General features: G+C 69.8%; 16 protein-coding genes. 8 read left to right on the top strand and 8 right to left on the bottom strand.

Features of this window, described 5'->3' with window-relative positions; all coding sequences use genetic code 11:
- The first annotated feature begins 6 nt into the window (after positions 1-6).
- The 4 genes from recA to GE300_RS17845 all read left to right on the top strand — a co-directional run bounded on the left by recA (position 7) and on the right by GE300_RS17845 (position 4,470).
- The gene (gene recA / locus GE300_RS17860) at positions 7-1,071 is read left to right on the top strand and encodes a recombinase RecA (protein ID WP_154448587.1); all 1,065 of its coding nucleotides are present in this window, start codon (positions 7-9) and stop codon (positions 1,069-1,071) included.
- A 139-nt stretch (positions 1,072-1,210) separates the two neighbouring features.
- Positions 1,211-3,868, top strand: a complete 2,658-nt coding sequence (gene alaS / locus GE300_RS17855) for an alanine--tRNA ligase (RefSeq protein WP_154448585.1) — start codon at positions 1,211-1,213, stop codon at positions 3,866-3,868.
- Between the two features lie 2 nt (positions 3,869-3,870).
- Positions 3,871-4,158, top strand: coding sequence for a DUF1330 domain-containing protein (locus GE300_RS17850; RefSeq protein WP_154448583.1), 288 nt, complete (start codon positions 3,871-3,873; stop codon positions 4,156-4,158).
- Between the two features lie 24 nt (positions 4,159-4,182).
- Entirely contained in the window at positions 4,183-4,470 is a 288-nt protein-coding gene (locus tag GE300_RS17845) for a DUF1330 domain-containing protein (protein WP_154448582.1), read from the top strand.
- 60 nt (positions 4,471-4,530) lie between these two features.
- Here GE300_RS17845 and GE300_RS17840 read toward each other — a convergent pair whose 3' ends face one another.
- The 3 genes from GE300_RS17840 to GE300_RS17830 all read right to left on the bottom strand — a co-directional run bounded on the left by GE300_RS17840 (position 4,531) and on the right by GE300_RS17830 (position 6,525).
- Positions 4,531-5,349, bottom strand: coding sequence for a hypothetical protein (locus tag GE300_RS17840; protein ID WP_154448580.1), 819 nt, complete (start codon positions 5,347-5,349; stop codon positions 4,531-4,533).
- Positions 5,350-5,442: 93 nt separating this feature from the next.
- Positions 5,443-5,772, bottom strand: coding sequence for a DMT family transporter (locus GE300_RS17835; RefSeq protein ID WP_154448578.1), 330 nt, complete (start codon positions 5,770-5,772; stop codon positions 5,443-5,445).
- Between the two features lie 312 nt (positions 5,773-6,084).
- The gene (locus GE300_RS17830; RefSeq protein ID WP_325063305.1) at positions 6,085-6,525 is read right to left on the bottom strand and encodes a DUF1428 domain-containing protein; all 441 of its coding nucleotides are present in this window, start codon (positions 6,523-6,525) and stop codon (positions 6,085-6,087) included.
- A gap of 23 nt (positions 6,526-6,548) precedes the next feature.
- Between GE300_RS17830 and GE300_RS17825 the strand changes: the two genes are divergently transcribed.
- Complete coding sequence (locus GE300_RS17825) at positions 6,549-7,091, top strand: dihydrofolate reductase family protein (RefSeq protein WP_154448574.1); 543 nt, start codon at positions 6,549-6,551, stop codon at positions 7,089-7,091.
- 178 nt (positions 7,092-7,269) lie between these two features.
- Here the strand turns inward: GE300_RS17825 and GE300_RS17820 are convergent, their stop codons facing one another.
- Positions 7,270-8,484, bottom strand: coding sequence for an NADP-dependent isocitrate dehydrogenase (locus GE300_RS17820; protein ID WP_154448572.1), 1,215 nt, complete (start codon positions 8,482-8,484; stop codon positions 7,270-7,272).
- A 91-nt stretch (positions 8,485-8,575) separates the two neighbouring features.
- On the bottom strand, positions 8,576-8,905 hold the full coding sequence (locus GE300_RS17815; RefSeq protein ID WP_154448570.1) for a TfoX/Sxy family protein: 330 nt from the start codon (positions 8,903-8,905) through the stop codon (positions 8,576-8,578).
- Positions 8,906-9,007: 102 nt separating this feature from the next.
- Between GE300_RS17815 and GE300_RS17810 the strand changes: the two genes are divergently transcribed.
- The 3 genes from GE300_RS17810 (at position 9,008) to GE300_RS17800 (ending at position 11,423) form a co-directional block, all read left to right on the top strand.
- Positions 9,008-9,772 carry an RNA methyltransferase gene (locus GE300_RS17810; protein WP_154448568.1) on the top strand — a complete coding sequence of 255 codons (765 nt, stop codon included), beginning with the start codon at positions 9,008-9,010 and terminating at the stop codon, positions 9,770-9,772.
- 84 nt (positions 9,773-9,856) lie between these two features.
- Positions 9,857-10,990, top strand: coding sequence for a heme A synthase (gene ctaA, locus GE300_RS17805; protein ID WP_154448566.1), 1,134 nt, complete (start codon positions 9,857-9,859; stop codon positions 10,988-10,990).
- 61 nt (positions 10,991-11,051) lie between these two features.
- Complete coding sequence (locus tag GE300_RS17800) at positions 11,052-11,423, top strand: PaaI family thioesterase (protein WP_154448633.1); 372 nt, start codon at positions 11,052-11,054, stop codon at positions 11,421-11,423.
- 17 nt (positions 11,424-11,440) lie between these two features.
- On the opposite strand, the gene GE300_RS17795 is transcribed toward GE300_RS17800, so the two are convergent.
- From GE300_RS17795 to GE300_RS17785, 3 genes are read right to left on the bottom strand one after another with little or no spacing between them, the layout of a single operon-like run.
- Positions 11,441-11,917: a CinA family protein gene (locus GE300_RS17795; RefSeq protein WP_154448564.1), complete on the bottom strand. Its 477-nt coding sequence runs from the start codon at positions 11,915-11,917 to the stop codon at positions 11,441-11,443.
- The gene (locus tag GE300_RS17790; protein ID WP_154448562.1) at positions 11,914-12,405 is read right to left on the bottom strand and encodes a phosphatidylglycerophosphatase A family protein; all 492 of its coding nucleotides are present in this window, start codon (positions 12,403-12,405) and stop codon (positions 11,914-11,916) included. The genes GE300_RS17795 and GE300_RS17790 overlap by 4 nt, the downstream gene beginning before the upstream one ends.
- Positions 12,402-13,562 carry a bifunctional 2-C-methyl-D-erythritol 4-phosphate cytidylyltransferase/2-C-methyl-D-erythritol 2,4-cyclodiphosphate synthase gene (locus tag GE300_RS17785; protein WP_154448560.1) on the bottom strand — a complete coding sequence of 387 codons (1,161 nt, stop codon included), beginning with the start codon at positions 13,560-13,562 and terminating at the stop codon, positions 12,402-12,404. Before GE300_RS17785 ends, GE300_RS17790 begins: the two co-directional genes overlap by 4 nt.
- Between the last annotated feature and the right edge of the window lie 57 nt (positions 13,563-13,619).

The following is a 13,619-nucleotide window of genomic DNA, read 5'->3' as shown; positions in this document are numbered from 1 at the left end:
AACGCGATGGCAACCCCCCTTCTCGATTTGAAAGACAAGCGCAGCATGGACAAGCAGAAGGCGCTGGAATCGGCGCTCAGCCAGATCGAGCGCAGCTTCGGCAAGGGCTCGATCATGAAGCTCGGCCAGGGCGGCGCGGTGATGGAGATCGAGGCGACCTCGACCGGCTCGCTGGGGCTCGACATCGCGCTGGGCATCGGCGGCCTGCCCAAGGGCCGGATCGTCGAGGTCTACGGTCCGGAAAGCTCGGGCAAGACCACGCTGGCGCTGCATGTGATCGCCGAGGAGCAGAAGAAGGGCGGCGTCTGCGCCTTCGTCGACGCCGAGCACGCGCTGGACCCGCAGTACGCCAAGAAGCTGGGCGTGGACATCAACGAGCTGCTGATCAGCCAGCCCGACGCCGGCGAGCAGGCGCTGGAGATCACCGAGACGCTGGTGCGCTCGGGCGCGGTTTCCTGCGTGGTGGTCGACTCGGTCGCCGCGCTGACCCCGAAATCCGAACTGGAAGGCGACATGGGCGATCACCAGGTCGGCGCCCAGGCGCGGCTGATGAGCCAGGCGATGCGCAAGCTGACCGGCGCGATCAGCCGCTCGAACTGCATGGTGATCTTCATCAACCAGATCCGGATGAAGATCGGCGTCATGTTCGGCAGCCCCGAGACCACCTCGGGCGGCAACGCGCTGAAGTTCTACGCCTCCGTGCGGCTGGACATCCGCCGCATCTCCTCGATCAAGGACCGCGACGAGACGGTGGGAAACCAGACCCGGGTCAAGGTGGTGAAGAACAAGGTCGCGCCGCCGTTCAAGCAGGTCGAGTTCGACATCATGTACGGCGAGGGCATCAGCAAGATGGGCGAGCTGGTCGACCTGGGGGTGAAGGCCGGCGTGGTCGAGAAATCGGGCTCGTGGTATTCCTTCGGCGACGAGCGGATCGGCCAGGGGCGCGAGAACGCCAAGACCTTCCTGAAGGAGAACCCCGACATCGCGCTGGTGATCGAGGACAAGATCCGCGCCGCGCACGGGCTGGACTTCGCCATGGGCGAGGACACCGGCGAGGTGGTCGAGGACTGAACCGCGGCCGCCGCCGCGCCCGCCGCCGGGTCGCGGGCGAAACCGGGTGCGGGGCTTGTGGACAGCCCCGCCTATCCAAGCTAACACCGCTCCTTGACGATGGGCGCGCCGCTGCGGGCGCCGCCGACCGAGGAGTGCCATGACCAGCCTGAACGACATCCGCTCCACCTTCCTGGAGCATTTCCGGGCCGCCGACCACGAGGTCGTGCCCAGCGCGCCGCTGGTGCCGCGCAACGACCCGACACTGATGTTCGTGAACTCGGGCATGGTGCCGTTCAAGAACCTGTTCACCGGCGTCGAGAGCCGCGACTACACGCGCGCCACCAGCTGCCAGAAATGCGTGCGCGCCGGCGGCAAGCACAACGACCTGGACAACGTCGGCTACACCGCGCGGCACCACACCTTTTTCGAGATGCTGGGCAATTTCAGCTTCGGCGACTATTTCAAGGAAGCCGCGATCCCGCACGCCTGGGACCTGATCACCAGGGATTTCGGGATCCCGAAGGACCGGCTCTACGTCACCGTCTACCACACCGACGACGAGGCGGCGGAGATCTGGAAGAAGTACGCCGGCCTGCCGGACGAGCGGATCATCCGCATCGCGACGGACGACAATTTCTGGATGATGGGGCCGACCGGGCCGTGCGGGCCGTCGTCCGAGATCTTCTTCGACCATGGCGAGCACATCTGGGGCGGCCCGCCGGGCAGCCCCGAGCAGGACGGCGACCGGTTCATCGAGATCTGGAACCTGGTGTTCATGCAGTACGAGCAGTTCGAGGACGGCAGCCGCAGGCCGCTGCCCAAGCCGTCGATCGACACCGGCATGGGGCTGGAGCGGATCGGCGCGACCCTGATGGGCAGCCACGACAACTATGCCACCGACGTGTTCCGCGACCTGATCGAGGCCAGCGCCCACGCCACCTCGGTCGATCCGGACGGCGCGCAGAACGTGCACCACCGGGTAATCGCGGATCACCTGCGCTCGTCCTCGTTCCTGATCGCCGACGGGGTGCTGCCCTCGAACGAGGGGCGGGGCTATGTGCTGCGCCGGATCATGCGCCGGGCGATGCGGCACGCGCATCTGCTGGGCGCGCAGGACCCGGTGATGCACAAGCTGGTGCCGGTGCTGGTGCGGCAGATGGGCCAGGCCTATCCCGAGCTGGTGCGCGCGCAGAAGCTGGTCGAGGACTCGCTGCTGCGGGAGGAGACCCGCTTCAAGCAGACGCTGGACCGCGGCCTGACCTTGCTGGACGCCGAGCTGGAGCAGCTGACCGAAGGCGCGCCGCTGCCCGGCGCCGCGGCGTTCAAGTTGTACGACACCTACGGCTTTCCGCTGGACCTGACGCAGGACGCGCTGCGCGAGCGCGGCCGCGGGGTCGACGTCGAGGGGTTCGACGCCGCCATGGCCGAGCAGAAGGCCAAGGCACGCGCCGCCTGGGCCGGCTCGGGCGAGGAGGCCGACGCCAGCGTCTGGTTCGACATCACCGACCAGAACGGCCCGACGGAGTTTCTGGGCTATGATGCCGAGACCGCCGAGGGGCAGATCCTGGCGGTGGTCAAGGGCGGCACGCTGGCCAATGTCGCCGAGGCGGGCGACGCGGTCGAGGTGGTGCTGAACCAGACCCCGTTCTACGCCGAATCCGGCGGCCAGGTCGGCGATGCCGGCGAGCTGCGGACCGAGGACGCGCGCGTGCGGATCACCGACACCCGCAAGACCGCCGGCGTGTTCCGCCACATCGGCGAGGTCGTCGAGGGCACGCTGAAGCCGGGCGAGCCGGCCGAGCTGACCGTCGATCATGACCGTCGCAGCGCGATCCGCGCCAACCACTCGGGCACGCACCTGCTGCACGAGGCGCTGCGCCAGGCGCTGGGCGATCACGTCGCGCAGCGCGGCTCGCTGAACGCGCCGGACCGGCTGCGCTTCGACTTCAGCCACACCACCGGCCTGACCGGAGAGGAGCTGGACCGCGTCGAGGCCGAGGTGAACGCCTATATCCGGCAGAACGCGCCGGTCGAGACGCGGATCATGACCCCGGACGACGCCCGCGCGATCGGCGCGCAGGCGCTGTTCGGCGAGAAGTACGGCGACGAGGTGCGCGTGGTCTCGATGGGCCGTCAGGACGGCTCGGGCAAGGGGATCGACAGGACCACCTATTCGATCGAGCTGTGCGGCGGCACCCATGTCGGGCTGACCGGCGAGATCGGCCTGTTCGTGATCCTGGGCGAGAGCGCCTCGGCCTCGGGCGTGCGCCGGATCGAGGCGCTGACCGGCGAGGCGGCGCGCGCCTACCTGGAGGAGCAGGACCGCACCGTGGCCGAACTGGCGGCGCTGCTGAAGACGCAGCGCGCCGAGGTGCCGGGCCGGGTGCAGGCGCTGATCGACGAGCGCCGCGCGCTGCAGGCCGAGGTCGCCGAGCTGCGCCGCAAGCTGGCGCTTGGCGGCGGCGGCGCGGACGGACCGCAGGCCGAGGAGGTCGCCGGCATCAAGTTCCTGGCGCAGGCGCTGACCGGCGTGTCCGGCAAGGACCTGCGCGGGCTGATCGACGAGCAGAAGAGCCGGCTGGGCTCGGGCGCGGTGCTGCTGCTGGCGGACACCGGCGGCAAGGCCGCGATCGCCGCCGGGGTAACCGACGATCTGACCGGCCGCGTCTCGGCGGTGGACCTGGTGCGCGCCGCGGCCGAGGCGATGGGCGGCAAGGGCGGCGGCGGCCGGCCCGACATGGCGCAGGGCGGCGGGCCCGACCCGTCCAAGGCCGACGACGCGATCCGCGCCGCCCGTGCCGTGCTGGAGGCCTGAGGATGGCGGCCTATCTGATCGCGCAGATCACCGTGGACGATCCGGACGAGTACGTGAAGTACGCCTCGCAGACCGTTGCGCTGGCGGCGGAATTCGGCGGCAGGTTCCTGGCGAAGGGCGGCGGCGCCGAGCAGCTCGAGGGCAGCGGCCCGGAGCGCAACGTCATCATCGAGTTTCCCGACCGCGACGCGGCCCTGCGCTGGTACCGGTCGGACGCGTACCAGGCCCTGGCCGCGATCCGGCGGCGCGCGGCCAGCGTCTCGAACATGGTTGTCGTGGACGGCGTCTGACGCCGCCGAAGGAAAGGAAAACTCATGCCAGCACTCTGGATCGCCCATGCCGACGTCACGGACCCCGAGGCCTACGGCCGCTACGCCGAGGTCGCGAGCCGCGTGATCCCCGCCCATGGCGGCAAGTTCATCGCCCGCGGCGGCAAGTACCGGCAGCTGGAGGGCCGGGACTTTCCGCGCAACGTGGTCGCGCGTTTCCCCAGCTTCGAGGCCGCGGCCGGCTGCTACGATTCGCCCGAGTACCAGGAGGTCGCGGCGCTGGCCGCGGGCGCGGCGGAGCGCAGCGTGGTGATCGTCGAGATCGACGAATAGCGCGCTCCGGCCACCGCCGGGCTGCCTCGGGCAGGGATACTTCGCCAAACTAAGCCGCGCCTATTCCGCCGGCGTGTCGCGGGTGCGCCCGGCGCGCCGGGCGCGGGAGCGGTCGAGTTCGTCCTGCGACGGCACCGCGGGCCGCACATGGCGGAAATATTCGCGGATCAGCGCCAGCCGCATCGCCAGGCTGTCCTTGCCGGTGCGCATCTGGCCAAGCGTCAGCTTGCGCCGCCGCACCACGATGCGGGCGATGCGGTAGTCGAAGCGGCGCTTGCGGGCCAGGTATTCCGGCGGCAGCCGGTCGCGGATCATGCCCCAGATCCGGTATAGCTGCATGAAGGCGATGGTGCGGAACAGAAGCTTCTGCACCGTCTTCCAGATCATCGTGCCGAATGCCGTCGCGGCGGCGATGATCCAGAACGGCACCTGCACCGAGAAGATCAGCAGCCACAGGCTCATCGAGGTGATCGCCAGCGCCAGCGTCGCGCACATCGCGATCAGCACGCTGATCACCCTGACCGCCAGCGGCAGCTGCTTGTACCAGGCCATCATCGAGCGGTAGCGGCCGGTCGCCGCGGTCTTGAAGGCGGCGACGAAGCCGGCGATGCGGCGCTGGTTCGCCGCGCCGATCAGCATCGGCACCAGCGATTTCAGCACCCAGCGCTTGGCCAGTTCCACCCGGGCGAAGTTCATCCCCTGCGCCTTGAGCCACAGGACCAGACCCTTGCTGCCGATCGACAGGGTCTTGGCCAGCACGATCTTGGCTTGGCTGATGATCATCCCGAGCGCGGCCAGGACCTCGGCCCCGAACATGTAGCTGAGCGCCACCGAGGCGGAAGCGACGAGCCCGAGCAGGATCAGTGCGCGTAGCAGCATGCGTCATCCGTCGTTGCCGCGGCCCCCGGGCCGCGTCGGGTCATCTTGTGCGACTCAAGATGGGCGACAGGATGGCACGGCGGCAGGCCGCTGTCAGTGCCGGGCCGCACCCGAGAACAGCTGGATCACGACGATGCCGCACAGGATCAGCGCCATGCCCAGCAGCGCCGGCGTGTCCAGCCGCTGGCCGAACACCACGCGCCCGATGGCGGCGATCAGCACGATGCCCAGCCCCGACCAGATCGCGTAGGCCACGCCGACCGGGATCGTGCGCAGCACCAGCGACAGCAGGTAGAACGACAGCGCGTAGCCGATCACCACCAGCGCCGAGGGCAGCGGCCGGGTGAACTGCGCGCTGGCCTGCAGCGCGGAGGTGCCGATGGTCTCGGCGACGACGGCGAGGAACAGGAAGAGATAGGGCATGGCAGACCTCGGGTGGCGATGTAGCGGTCGCGTCGGTGGTTGATGACGATCACCAGGTTCAGAACCGCCGCGCCCGGCGGCGACGGCAGCACGGACCGGGCGGGAAACGGCAGCGCGGCGACGGCGAACGGCGCCGGGTCGAAGCGGAGCCGGGCATAGCCGACCCTGACGGGGCGGTGCGATCTGACTGCCCCTTACCGGATGTGTTGCCCCACACCGAGCAGCGCACATCTCTGAAGATTTCTGCGGGGCGCCGCCATCTCGAATGTCGGGTATGGGGGCCGAAGCTGCCGTTGGCCTCACTTTCCGGTGTCAATTCACATCAAGCTCGACGGTAAAGCCGCCTGCGATGAGTTTCTTGCCGTCGAAAATCGGCTCTTCGTCTACAGTGGCCTGGATGCGCGGGTCGGATACCGCTGCTTTTACACCACGGTCACGCGCTTTGCGGCTTGGCCACTCCGTGATGGTCAGGACAATGGTTTCGTCGCTCGCTGCGCCCGCTAGTTTGCGGAAATTTGGAAGGCTTCCAGTGTCATAGGTAGCCAATGCATTACCTGCATGGAAATTAGCGCCGTCGCTGGCATCTTCGTCTTGCCAGAAACCTGTGACGCGCGACGCTCCGAATTCGCGGTAGATCACTGCCATCCGTTCAGAAAACTTCTGATACGCACTCTTCTTCTCCGTCGGAACTGGCACGATTGAAATGTCACAGAAAGGCATGCCGAAACCTTTATCGAGTTCGCTTAGTTTCACATCCAGGTGGAGGATAGCACGGAATGAGCAGTGTTCTATTGGATGCGGGGATGTCGCTTGACGGCTTTTGGGCAGATGCGGATGGGACGAGCGTCTTCCCGGTAGCGGAGATGCGCGAGGCCGGTTTGATCGCACCTCTGGTATTGCGGACCGGTGCGGTGGTGATGAGCCGGACATCGTTCGACATGGCCGACGATCCCGACTGGTTTGCCGACAATTACGAGTATCAGGTTCCCATTTTCGTAATCGGGGGCGCGCCTCCGGCAAGACCGCCACGTGAGAACGGCCGAATTTCCTTCGATTTTGCGATGACCTTCAAGTCGGCCTTGGCTGCTGCGCGCAAAGCCTGTGGTGGTCGTGATGTCATGATCATCGGAGAGGCATGCGCTGCGCAAGCCGCAATGGCCAGTGGGGAAGTGGACGAAATCTACCTGCGGATCGTCCCGCGCGTCATGGGACGGGGGATTCCGCTTTTCGACGGATCTGCGCCAGACCGCGGCTATCTTCGCAGCAGCGTCACATTAACGGAAGAAGCGATACACATTCATTTGAGGGCGCGCCGTTAGGGCAGGCCATTTTCTTGCAGATTCGACCACGGCTGCACGGGACAAACCCGACAAAGGGCTCAAGGCGGCCAGTGCCCGCGTGCTGGTCGCGCAGGCGGTGGCGCGCGACCAGCAACACATCCGGCGAGGGGCTTGCCGAACCGACCGCCCCCCGGGAATTGCGCAACGGCGGCCTGCGTCAGCCGGCCAGCGCCTTGTTCAGGTTCTCGTCGACCTTCTCGAGGAAGCCCATGGTGGTCAGCCACTTCTGGTCGGGGCCGACCAGCAGCGCCAGGTCCTTGGTCATGAAGCCCGACTCGACGGTGTCGACCACCACCTTCTCGAGCGTCGAGGCGAAGGTCATCAGCGCGTCGTTGCCGTCCAGCTTGGCGCGGTGCTTCAGCCCGCCGGTCCAGGCGAAGATCGAGGCGATCGAGTTGGTCGAGGTCTCCTTGCCGGCCTGGTGCTGTCGGTAGTGGCGCGTCACCGTGCCGTGGGCGGCCTCGGCCTCGACGATCTTGCCGTCCGGGGTCATCAGCTGCGAGGTCATCAGCCCGAGGCTGCCGAAGCCCTGCGCGACGGTGTCCGACTGCACGTCGCCGTCGTAGTTCTTGCACGCCCAGACGTAGCCGCCGGACCATTTCATCGCCGCTGCGACCATGTCGTCGATCAGCCGGTGCTCGTAGGTCAGGCCGCGCTTCTCGAACTCGGCCTTGAACTCGGCGTCGTAGATTTCCTGGAAGATGTCCTTGAAGCGGCCGTCATAGGCTTTCAGGATCGTGTTCTTCGTCGACAGGTACACCGGGTAGTTCCGGGCCAGGCCATAGTTCAGCGAGGCGCGGGCGAAATCGCGGATCGAGTCGTCGAGGTTGTACATCGCCATGGTCACGCCCGAGCCGGGGGCCTGGAACACCTCGCGCTCGATGGTCTCGCCATCCTCGCCGACGAACTTGATCGACAGGGTGCCAGCGCCGGGGAACAGGAAGTCGGTGGCGCGGTACTGGTCGCCGAAGGCGTGACGGCCGACGATGATCGGCTGGGTCCAGCCCGGCACCAGCCGCGGCACGTTCGAGCAGATGATCGGCTCGCGGAAGATCACCCCGCCCAGGATGTTGCGGATCGTGCCGTTCGGGCTGCGGTACATGCGCTTGAGGCCGAATTCCTCGACCCGGCCTTCGTCGGGCGTGATCGTGGCGCATTTCACGCCGACGCCGATTTCCCTGATCTTCTCGGCCGCGTCGACGGTGATCTGGTCGTCGGTGCGGTCGCGTTCCTCGATGCCCAGATCGTAGTAGAGCAGGTCGATGTCGAGATAGGGCAGGATCAGCTTGTCCTTGATGAACTGCCAGATGATCCGCGTCATCTCGTCGCCGTCAAGCTCGACGACGGGGTTCTCCACCTTGATCTTGGTCATGTCTGTCCTCGTTGCGAAGGGATTCGTCGGCGCCGGTATAGGCGAAAGCGGAGCCCAGGGAAAGCCCGGTATACGCAGGTATACCGGTCGGTCATTTCGGCGGCAGGCCGGTGACGAAATCCAGCGCCAGGCGCAGCACCGCCTCGCGCCGGGCGTCGTCCTCGAGCAGCTCGCCCTCGGCCTCGACCATGCCACCCATCGGCCGCCCGGTGAAGGCCATCGGGCGCACGCCGTCGATCTTCAGCGCCGCGGCGTGGTTGTCCTTGCCGACGCGGAACATCGCGCCGCCCCTGTGCACGCCGCACAGCATGTTGCCCTGAAGCATGAACGCCAGACCGCCGAACATGCGCCTTTCCTCGATGCCCTGAAAGCCGTCGAGCCGGTCGCGCAGGATCTGCGCGCTGTCCTCGCTGTAGGCCATTGCCGCCCCCCTGGTGCCGGTCGGCGCGAGTCTAGCACGCGCGGGCGGCTTGCGCGCGCATCCGCGATCGACTAGGCCGCTGCCGCGGAGCGGAGGTGCGAGATGGCGGAAACCGGGACGGGGCAGGGCGAGGATCCGGGCGGGCCGCAGCCGGCGATGGTGCTGGTGCGTCCGCAGATGGGCGAGAACATCGGCGCGGCGGCGCGGGCGATGTGGAACTTCGGGCTGGACCGGATGCGGCTGGTGGCGCCGCGCGACGGCTGGCCGAACCCGGCGGCGGTGGCGATGGCCTCGGGCGCGTCGCTGGTGCTGGACGCGGCGCGGGTGCACGCCGACACCGACGCCGCGATCGCCGATCTGGCCTATGTCTACGCCACCACCGCGCGGCCGCGGGATCTGACCAAGGCCGTGTTCACCCCCGAGCAGGCGATGGCCGACGCCCGCGCCCGCGCCGCGCGCGGCGAGCCGGTCGGGGTGCTGTTCGGCGCCGAGCGCGCCGGGCTGGAGAACGCCGACGTGATCCGCGCCAACGCGGTGATCACCGTGCCGGTGAACCCGGCGTTCGCCTCGCTGAACCTGGCGCAGTGCGTGCTGCTGACCGCCTACGAGTGGCGCCGGGCCGGCGGCGCGGGCCTGCCCGAGCGCCCCGGCAAGGCGCGCCCCGCCACCCGCGAGGAGGTCACCCGCATGGTCGAGGAGTTGTCCCTCCGGCTGGACGCGCGCAACTTCTTCTGGCCCGCGCACAAGCGGCAGAGCCTGGAGGACAACCTGCGCAACCTGTTCCAGCGCATGGACCTGACCGATCCGGACGTGCGCACGCTTTACGGCGTGTTCCGCACCCTGGCCGAGAAGCCGCCGCGCGACTGAGCCGGCGCCGGCCGGATGCGCCGGTCTGTCCGCTTGCCTGCCTCGCGCCCCCGGCTTATGTCCGGGGCAGACGAGGAGCCGGGCATGAGCGAGAAACGCAGCATCTTCCAGGAGGTCGAGACGCGGGAGCAAGCCGCCCCCGCGCCGCGCCGCGCCGACCCGCGCGAGGGCGCGCGCGCCGCGATCCGCGCCTGGCTGCTGGTGCTGTTCGCACTGGTGGTGGTGATGATCGCCGTCGGCGGGCTGACCCGGCTGACCGACAGCGGACTGTCGATCACCGAATGGCGGCCGGTGACCGGGGCGATCCCGCCGCTGAGCGCCGACGACTGGCAGGCCGAGTTCGACAGGTACCGGCAGATCCCCGAGTTCCAGCTGCAGAACAGCGCGATGACGCTGGACGGGTTCAAGACCATCTACTGGTGGGAATGGGGCCACCGGCAACTGGGCCGCGTCATCGGCCTGGTCTGGGCTCTCGGCTTCCTGTGGTTCCTGGCGCGCCGCCGCATCCCCGCGGGCTGGACGCCGCGGCTGCTGGGGCTGGGCGTGCTGGGCGGGCTGCAGGGCGCGATCGGCTGGTGGATGGTGGCCTCGGGGCTGGGCGGCGAGCGGGTCGACGTCGCCTCGTACCGGCTGGCGACGCATCTCGGGCTGGCGTTCCTGATCCTCGGGCTGATCGCCTGGTACGCGTTCCAGCTGTCGCACAGCCAGATGGCGCTGATCCAGGCGCGGCGGCGGCGCGAGCCCGGGCTGGGCACGTTCGCCGGCGTGCTGGCGGCGCTGGTGTTCGGGCAGATCGTGATCGGCGCGCTGGTCGCGGGCATCGACGCCGGCCGCAGCTTCATCGACTGGCCGCTGATGTACGGGCAGGTGCTGCCGCCCGACATCTGGTCGCTGCGCCCCGGCTGGCGCAACCTGTTCGAGAACCCCGGCCTGGTGCAGTTCGTGCACCGGGTCTGGGCCTACGGGCTGCTGGCGGTCGCGGCGGCGCTGTGGTGGCGGGCGCGCCGCTCGCCGGTGGCGGCGGTGCGGCGCGGCGCGGACTGGGTCGCGGTCGCGGTGTTCGCGCAGGCGGTGCTGGGGATCGTGACGCTGATCAACGCCTCGCCCTGGCAGATCGCGATCCTGCACCAGCTGGGCGCGGTGGCGGTGTTCGTCGCGGTGCTGCGCGCGCGCTTTCTGGCGCTGTACCCGCCCGAGCAGCGGATCGCCCGTGGCTGACCGCCCCGTCGTGCTGCAGGCCGGGCCGCTGCTCGCCTATCTGGCCGAGGTGTTCCCGCAGATGGAGGGCCGCTTCACCATCCTGTCGCTGGAGCCCTGCCGCCTGGTCTGCGAGATGCGCGTCGGCGAGGCCGAACTGCGCCCCGGCGGCACGGTGTCGGGCCCGGCGATGTTCACCGCCGCCGACTGCGCCTTCTACATGGCGACGCTGGCGATGATCGGCACGCAGGCGCTGACCGTCACCACCAGCGCCACGATCAACTTCATGCGCAAGCCGGCGCCCGGACCGATCCGAGCCGAGGCGCGGATCCTGAAGCTGGGCCGCACGCTGAGCGTGGGCGACGTGCTGCTGTATTCGGCGCGGGACCGGGCGGGAGACGCGGCGCCGGTGGCGCAGGCCAGCCTGACCTATTCGATCCCGCCGGCGCGCTGAGACCGGCGCCGGAGCGATCAGCCGGCGCGGGCGGCCTGCAGCAGCCAGTCCAGCGCAATCCCGACCGAGCGCGCGCGCACGCCGGCGCGGCCGATCGCGCCGAACGCGACGCGCCGGGTCTGCACCGGGCGGCCGCGCAGCGCCAGGCCGAAGCAGACCAGCCCCTCGGGCTTGTGCGCGCTGCCGCCGGGGCCGGCGACGCCGGTGACCGAGACGGCGAGATCGACGCCGGCGCCGGCCAGCGCGCCGGCGGCCATCTCGGCGGCGGTCTGCTCGGACACCGCGCCGTGCGCGTCCAGCGTGGCCTGCGCCACGCCCAGCATCTCGGTCTTGGCGCGGTTGGAATAGGTGACGAAGCCGCGCTCGAGCACGTCGGAGCTGCCGGGAACCTCGGTCAGCGCGGCGGCGACCAGCCCGCCGGTGCAGCTTTCGGCGGTGGCCAGCATCCAGCCGCGCGCGCGGCAGGCGTCCAGCACCTGCGCCGCGGCGCTCATGCGCCGAACGCCCCGTGCGCGACCGCGGCTGCCAGCGCGACCGCCAGCGCCGCCAGCACGCCCGCGACGACGTCGTCCAGCATCACCCCCAGCGGCCCCGGCAGCGCGTCGGCGCGGCCCACCAGCCAGGGCTTCCAGATGTCGAACAGCCGGAACATCAGGAACGCGCCGACCCAGCCCGGCCAGGGAAAGGTCCACGGCGCCGCGCCGGCATACCACAGCCCCGCCGACAGCGGGAACAGCGCGATCCACTGGCCGGCGACCTCGTCGATCACCACCCAGGACGGATCGTGATCGCTGCCCGGCGGCAGCTTGCCGACCGCCCACAGCCCCAGCACGAACACCAGCAGCGTCGCCGCCGCCAGCAGCGGAAAGCCGCCCAGCGCATGCAGCACCCAGGCCCCAGGCAGCGCCGCCAGCGAGCCGAAGGTGCCGGGGGCGAACGGGATCAGCCCGACGAAGCCGACGCTGGCGATGGCGCGGATCATGCCGACACCAGCGTCGCGGTGGCCTGCGCGGCGATGCCTTCGCCGCGGCCGGTGAAGCCCAGCCGCTCGGAGGTGGTCGCCTTGACCGAGACCCGGTCCGCGTCGATGCCGCAGATCCGCGCCACCTGCGCGCGCATCGCCGCCGCGTGCGGGCCGATCTTCGGCCGCTCGCAGATCAGCGTGCAGTCGACATGCGTCAGGCGGAAGCCGCGTGCGGCGATGCGTTCCACCGCCCTGGCGAGGAACCGGCGCGAGTCGGCGCCCTTCCACCGCGGGTCCGAGGGCGGGAACCACTGGCCGATGTCGCCCTCGGCCAGCGCGCCGAAGATCGCGTCGGTGATCGCGTGCAGGCCGACGTCGGCGTCGGAATGGCCCTTCAGGCCGCGCTCGTGCGGGATCGCGACGCCGCACAGCGTCACCGCGTCGCCGGGCCCGAAGGCGTGCACGTCGTAGCCGTTGCCGGTTCTCACATCCATCGCCGCGGACCGCGCCTCCTGTTGCAGCAGCCGCTCGGCGCGGTCGAAGTCGCCGGGCAGGGTGATCTTGAAGTTGTTGCCGTCGCCGGGAACCACCGCGACCGGCAGCCCGGCGGCGCGGGCGATGGCGACGTCGTCGTCGGCATCGCCGTCGGCCGCCCGGTGCGCGGCCAGGATCGGTGCGAACGGGAAGCCCTGCGGGGTCTGCGCGCGCCACAGGTCCGCGCGCGGCTGCGGCGCGGCGACGATGCCGTCGCTGGCCCGCCACAGCGCATCGACGATCGGCAGCGCCGGGAACGCCGCCCGGTCCGGTGCCAGCGCCGCCAGCACGCGGTCGATGACCGCCGCGGTAACGAACGGGCGCGCGGCGTCGTGGATCAGCACCCGGTCCGGGGCGTGCGGCTCCAGCGCCTCGAGCCCCGCCAGCACCGAAGCGCGCCGCGTCGCGCCGCCGGGCACGGGCGGCAGCAACTTCGGCAACTCCCGCGCGGCCGCGCGGTACAGCGCCGCATCGCCGGGGTAGATCACCACCTGGACCGCGGTGCAGCCGGGATGCGCGGCCAGCGCCGCGACCGTGCGCGCCAGCACCGGCCGGCCGGCCAGCGTGCGGTACTGCTTGGGGATCTGCCCGCCGGCGCGGGCGCCGCGCCCGGCGGCGACGATCAGGGCGGCGAAGTGCATGGCGTCTCCGGGTTTTGCGCGCCATCTAGGGCGAAGCCGGGGCCCGGCACAAGTGGA

The organism is Halovulum marinum, assembly GCF_009697225.1.
In the GTDB taxonomy this organism is placed as follows: domain Bacteria; phylum Pseudomonadota; class Alphaproteobacteria; order Rhodobacterales; family Rhodobacteraceae; genus Halovulum; species Halovulum marinum.
This window is presented reverse-complemented; position numbering and strand designations above follow the sequence as displayed.

Bases quoted from the DNA above. Each gene is read 5' to 3' on its own strand.
- GE300_RS17795 (WP_154448564.1), bottom strand. From the start codon at position 11,917: ATGAGCGCCGCGGCGCAGGTGCTGGACGCCTGCCGCGCGCGCGGCTGG.
- GE300_RS17790 (WP_154448562.1), bottom strand. From the start codon at position 12,405: ATGATCCGCGCCATCGCCAGCGTCGGCTTCGTCGGGCTGATCCCGTTC.
- GE300_RS17820 (WP_154448572.1), bottom strand. From the start codon at position 8,484: ATGACCAAGATCAAGGTGGAGAACCCCGTCGTCGAGCTTGACGGCGAC.
- GE300_RS17825 (WP_154448574.1), top strand. From the start codon at position 6,549: ATGAGCAGTGTTCTATTGGATGCGGGGATGTCGCTTGACGGCTTTTGG.
- GE300_RS17845 (WP_154448582.1), top strand. From the start codon at position 4,183: ATGCCAGCACTCTGGATCGCCCATGCCGACGTCACGGACCCCGAGGCC.
- ctaA (WP_154448566.1), top strand. From the start codon at position 9,857: ATGAGCGAGAAACGCAGCATCTTCCAGGAGGTCGAGACGCGGGAGCAA.
- GE300_RS17800 (WP_154448633.1), top strand. From the start codon at position 11,052: ATGGAGGGCCGCTTCACCATCCTGTCGCTGGAGCCCTGCCGCCTGGTC.
- GE300_RS17810 (WP_154448568.1), top strand. From the start codon at position 9,008: ATGGCGGAAACCGGGACGGGGCAGGGCGAGGATCCGGGCGGGCCGCAG.
- recA (WP_154448587.1), top strand. From the start codon at position 7: ATGGCAACCCCCCTTCTCGATTTGAAAGACAAGCGCAGCATGGACAAG.
- GE300_RS17785 (WP_154448560.1), bottom strand. From the start codon at position 13,562: ATGCACTTCGCCGCCCTGATCGTCGCCGCCGGGCGCGGCGCCCGCGCC.
- GE300_RS17815 (WP_154448570.1), bottom strand. From the start codon at position 8,905: ATGGCCTACAGCGAGGACAGCGCGCAGATCCTGCGCGACCGGCTCGAC.
- alaS (WP_154448585.1), top strand. From the start codon at position 1,211: ATGACCAGCCTGAACGACATCCGCTCCACCTTCCTGGAGCATTTCCGG.
- GE300_RS17850 (WP_154448583.1), top strand. From the start codon at position 3,871: ATGGCGGCCTATCTGATCGCGCAGATCACCGTGGACGATCCGGACGAG.
- GE300_RS17835 (WP_154448578.1), bottom strand. From the start codon at position 5,772: ATGCCCTATCTCTTCCTGTTCCTCGCCGTCGTCGCCGAGACCATCGGC.
- GE300_RS17840 (WP_154448580.1), bottom strand. From the start codon at position 5,349: ATGCTGCTACGCGCACTGATCCTGCTCGGGCTCGTCGCTTCCGCCTCG.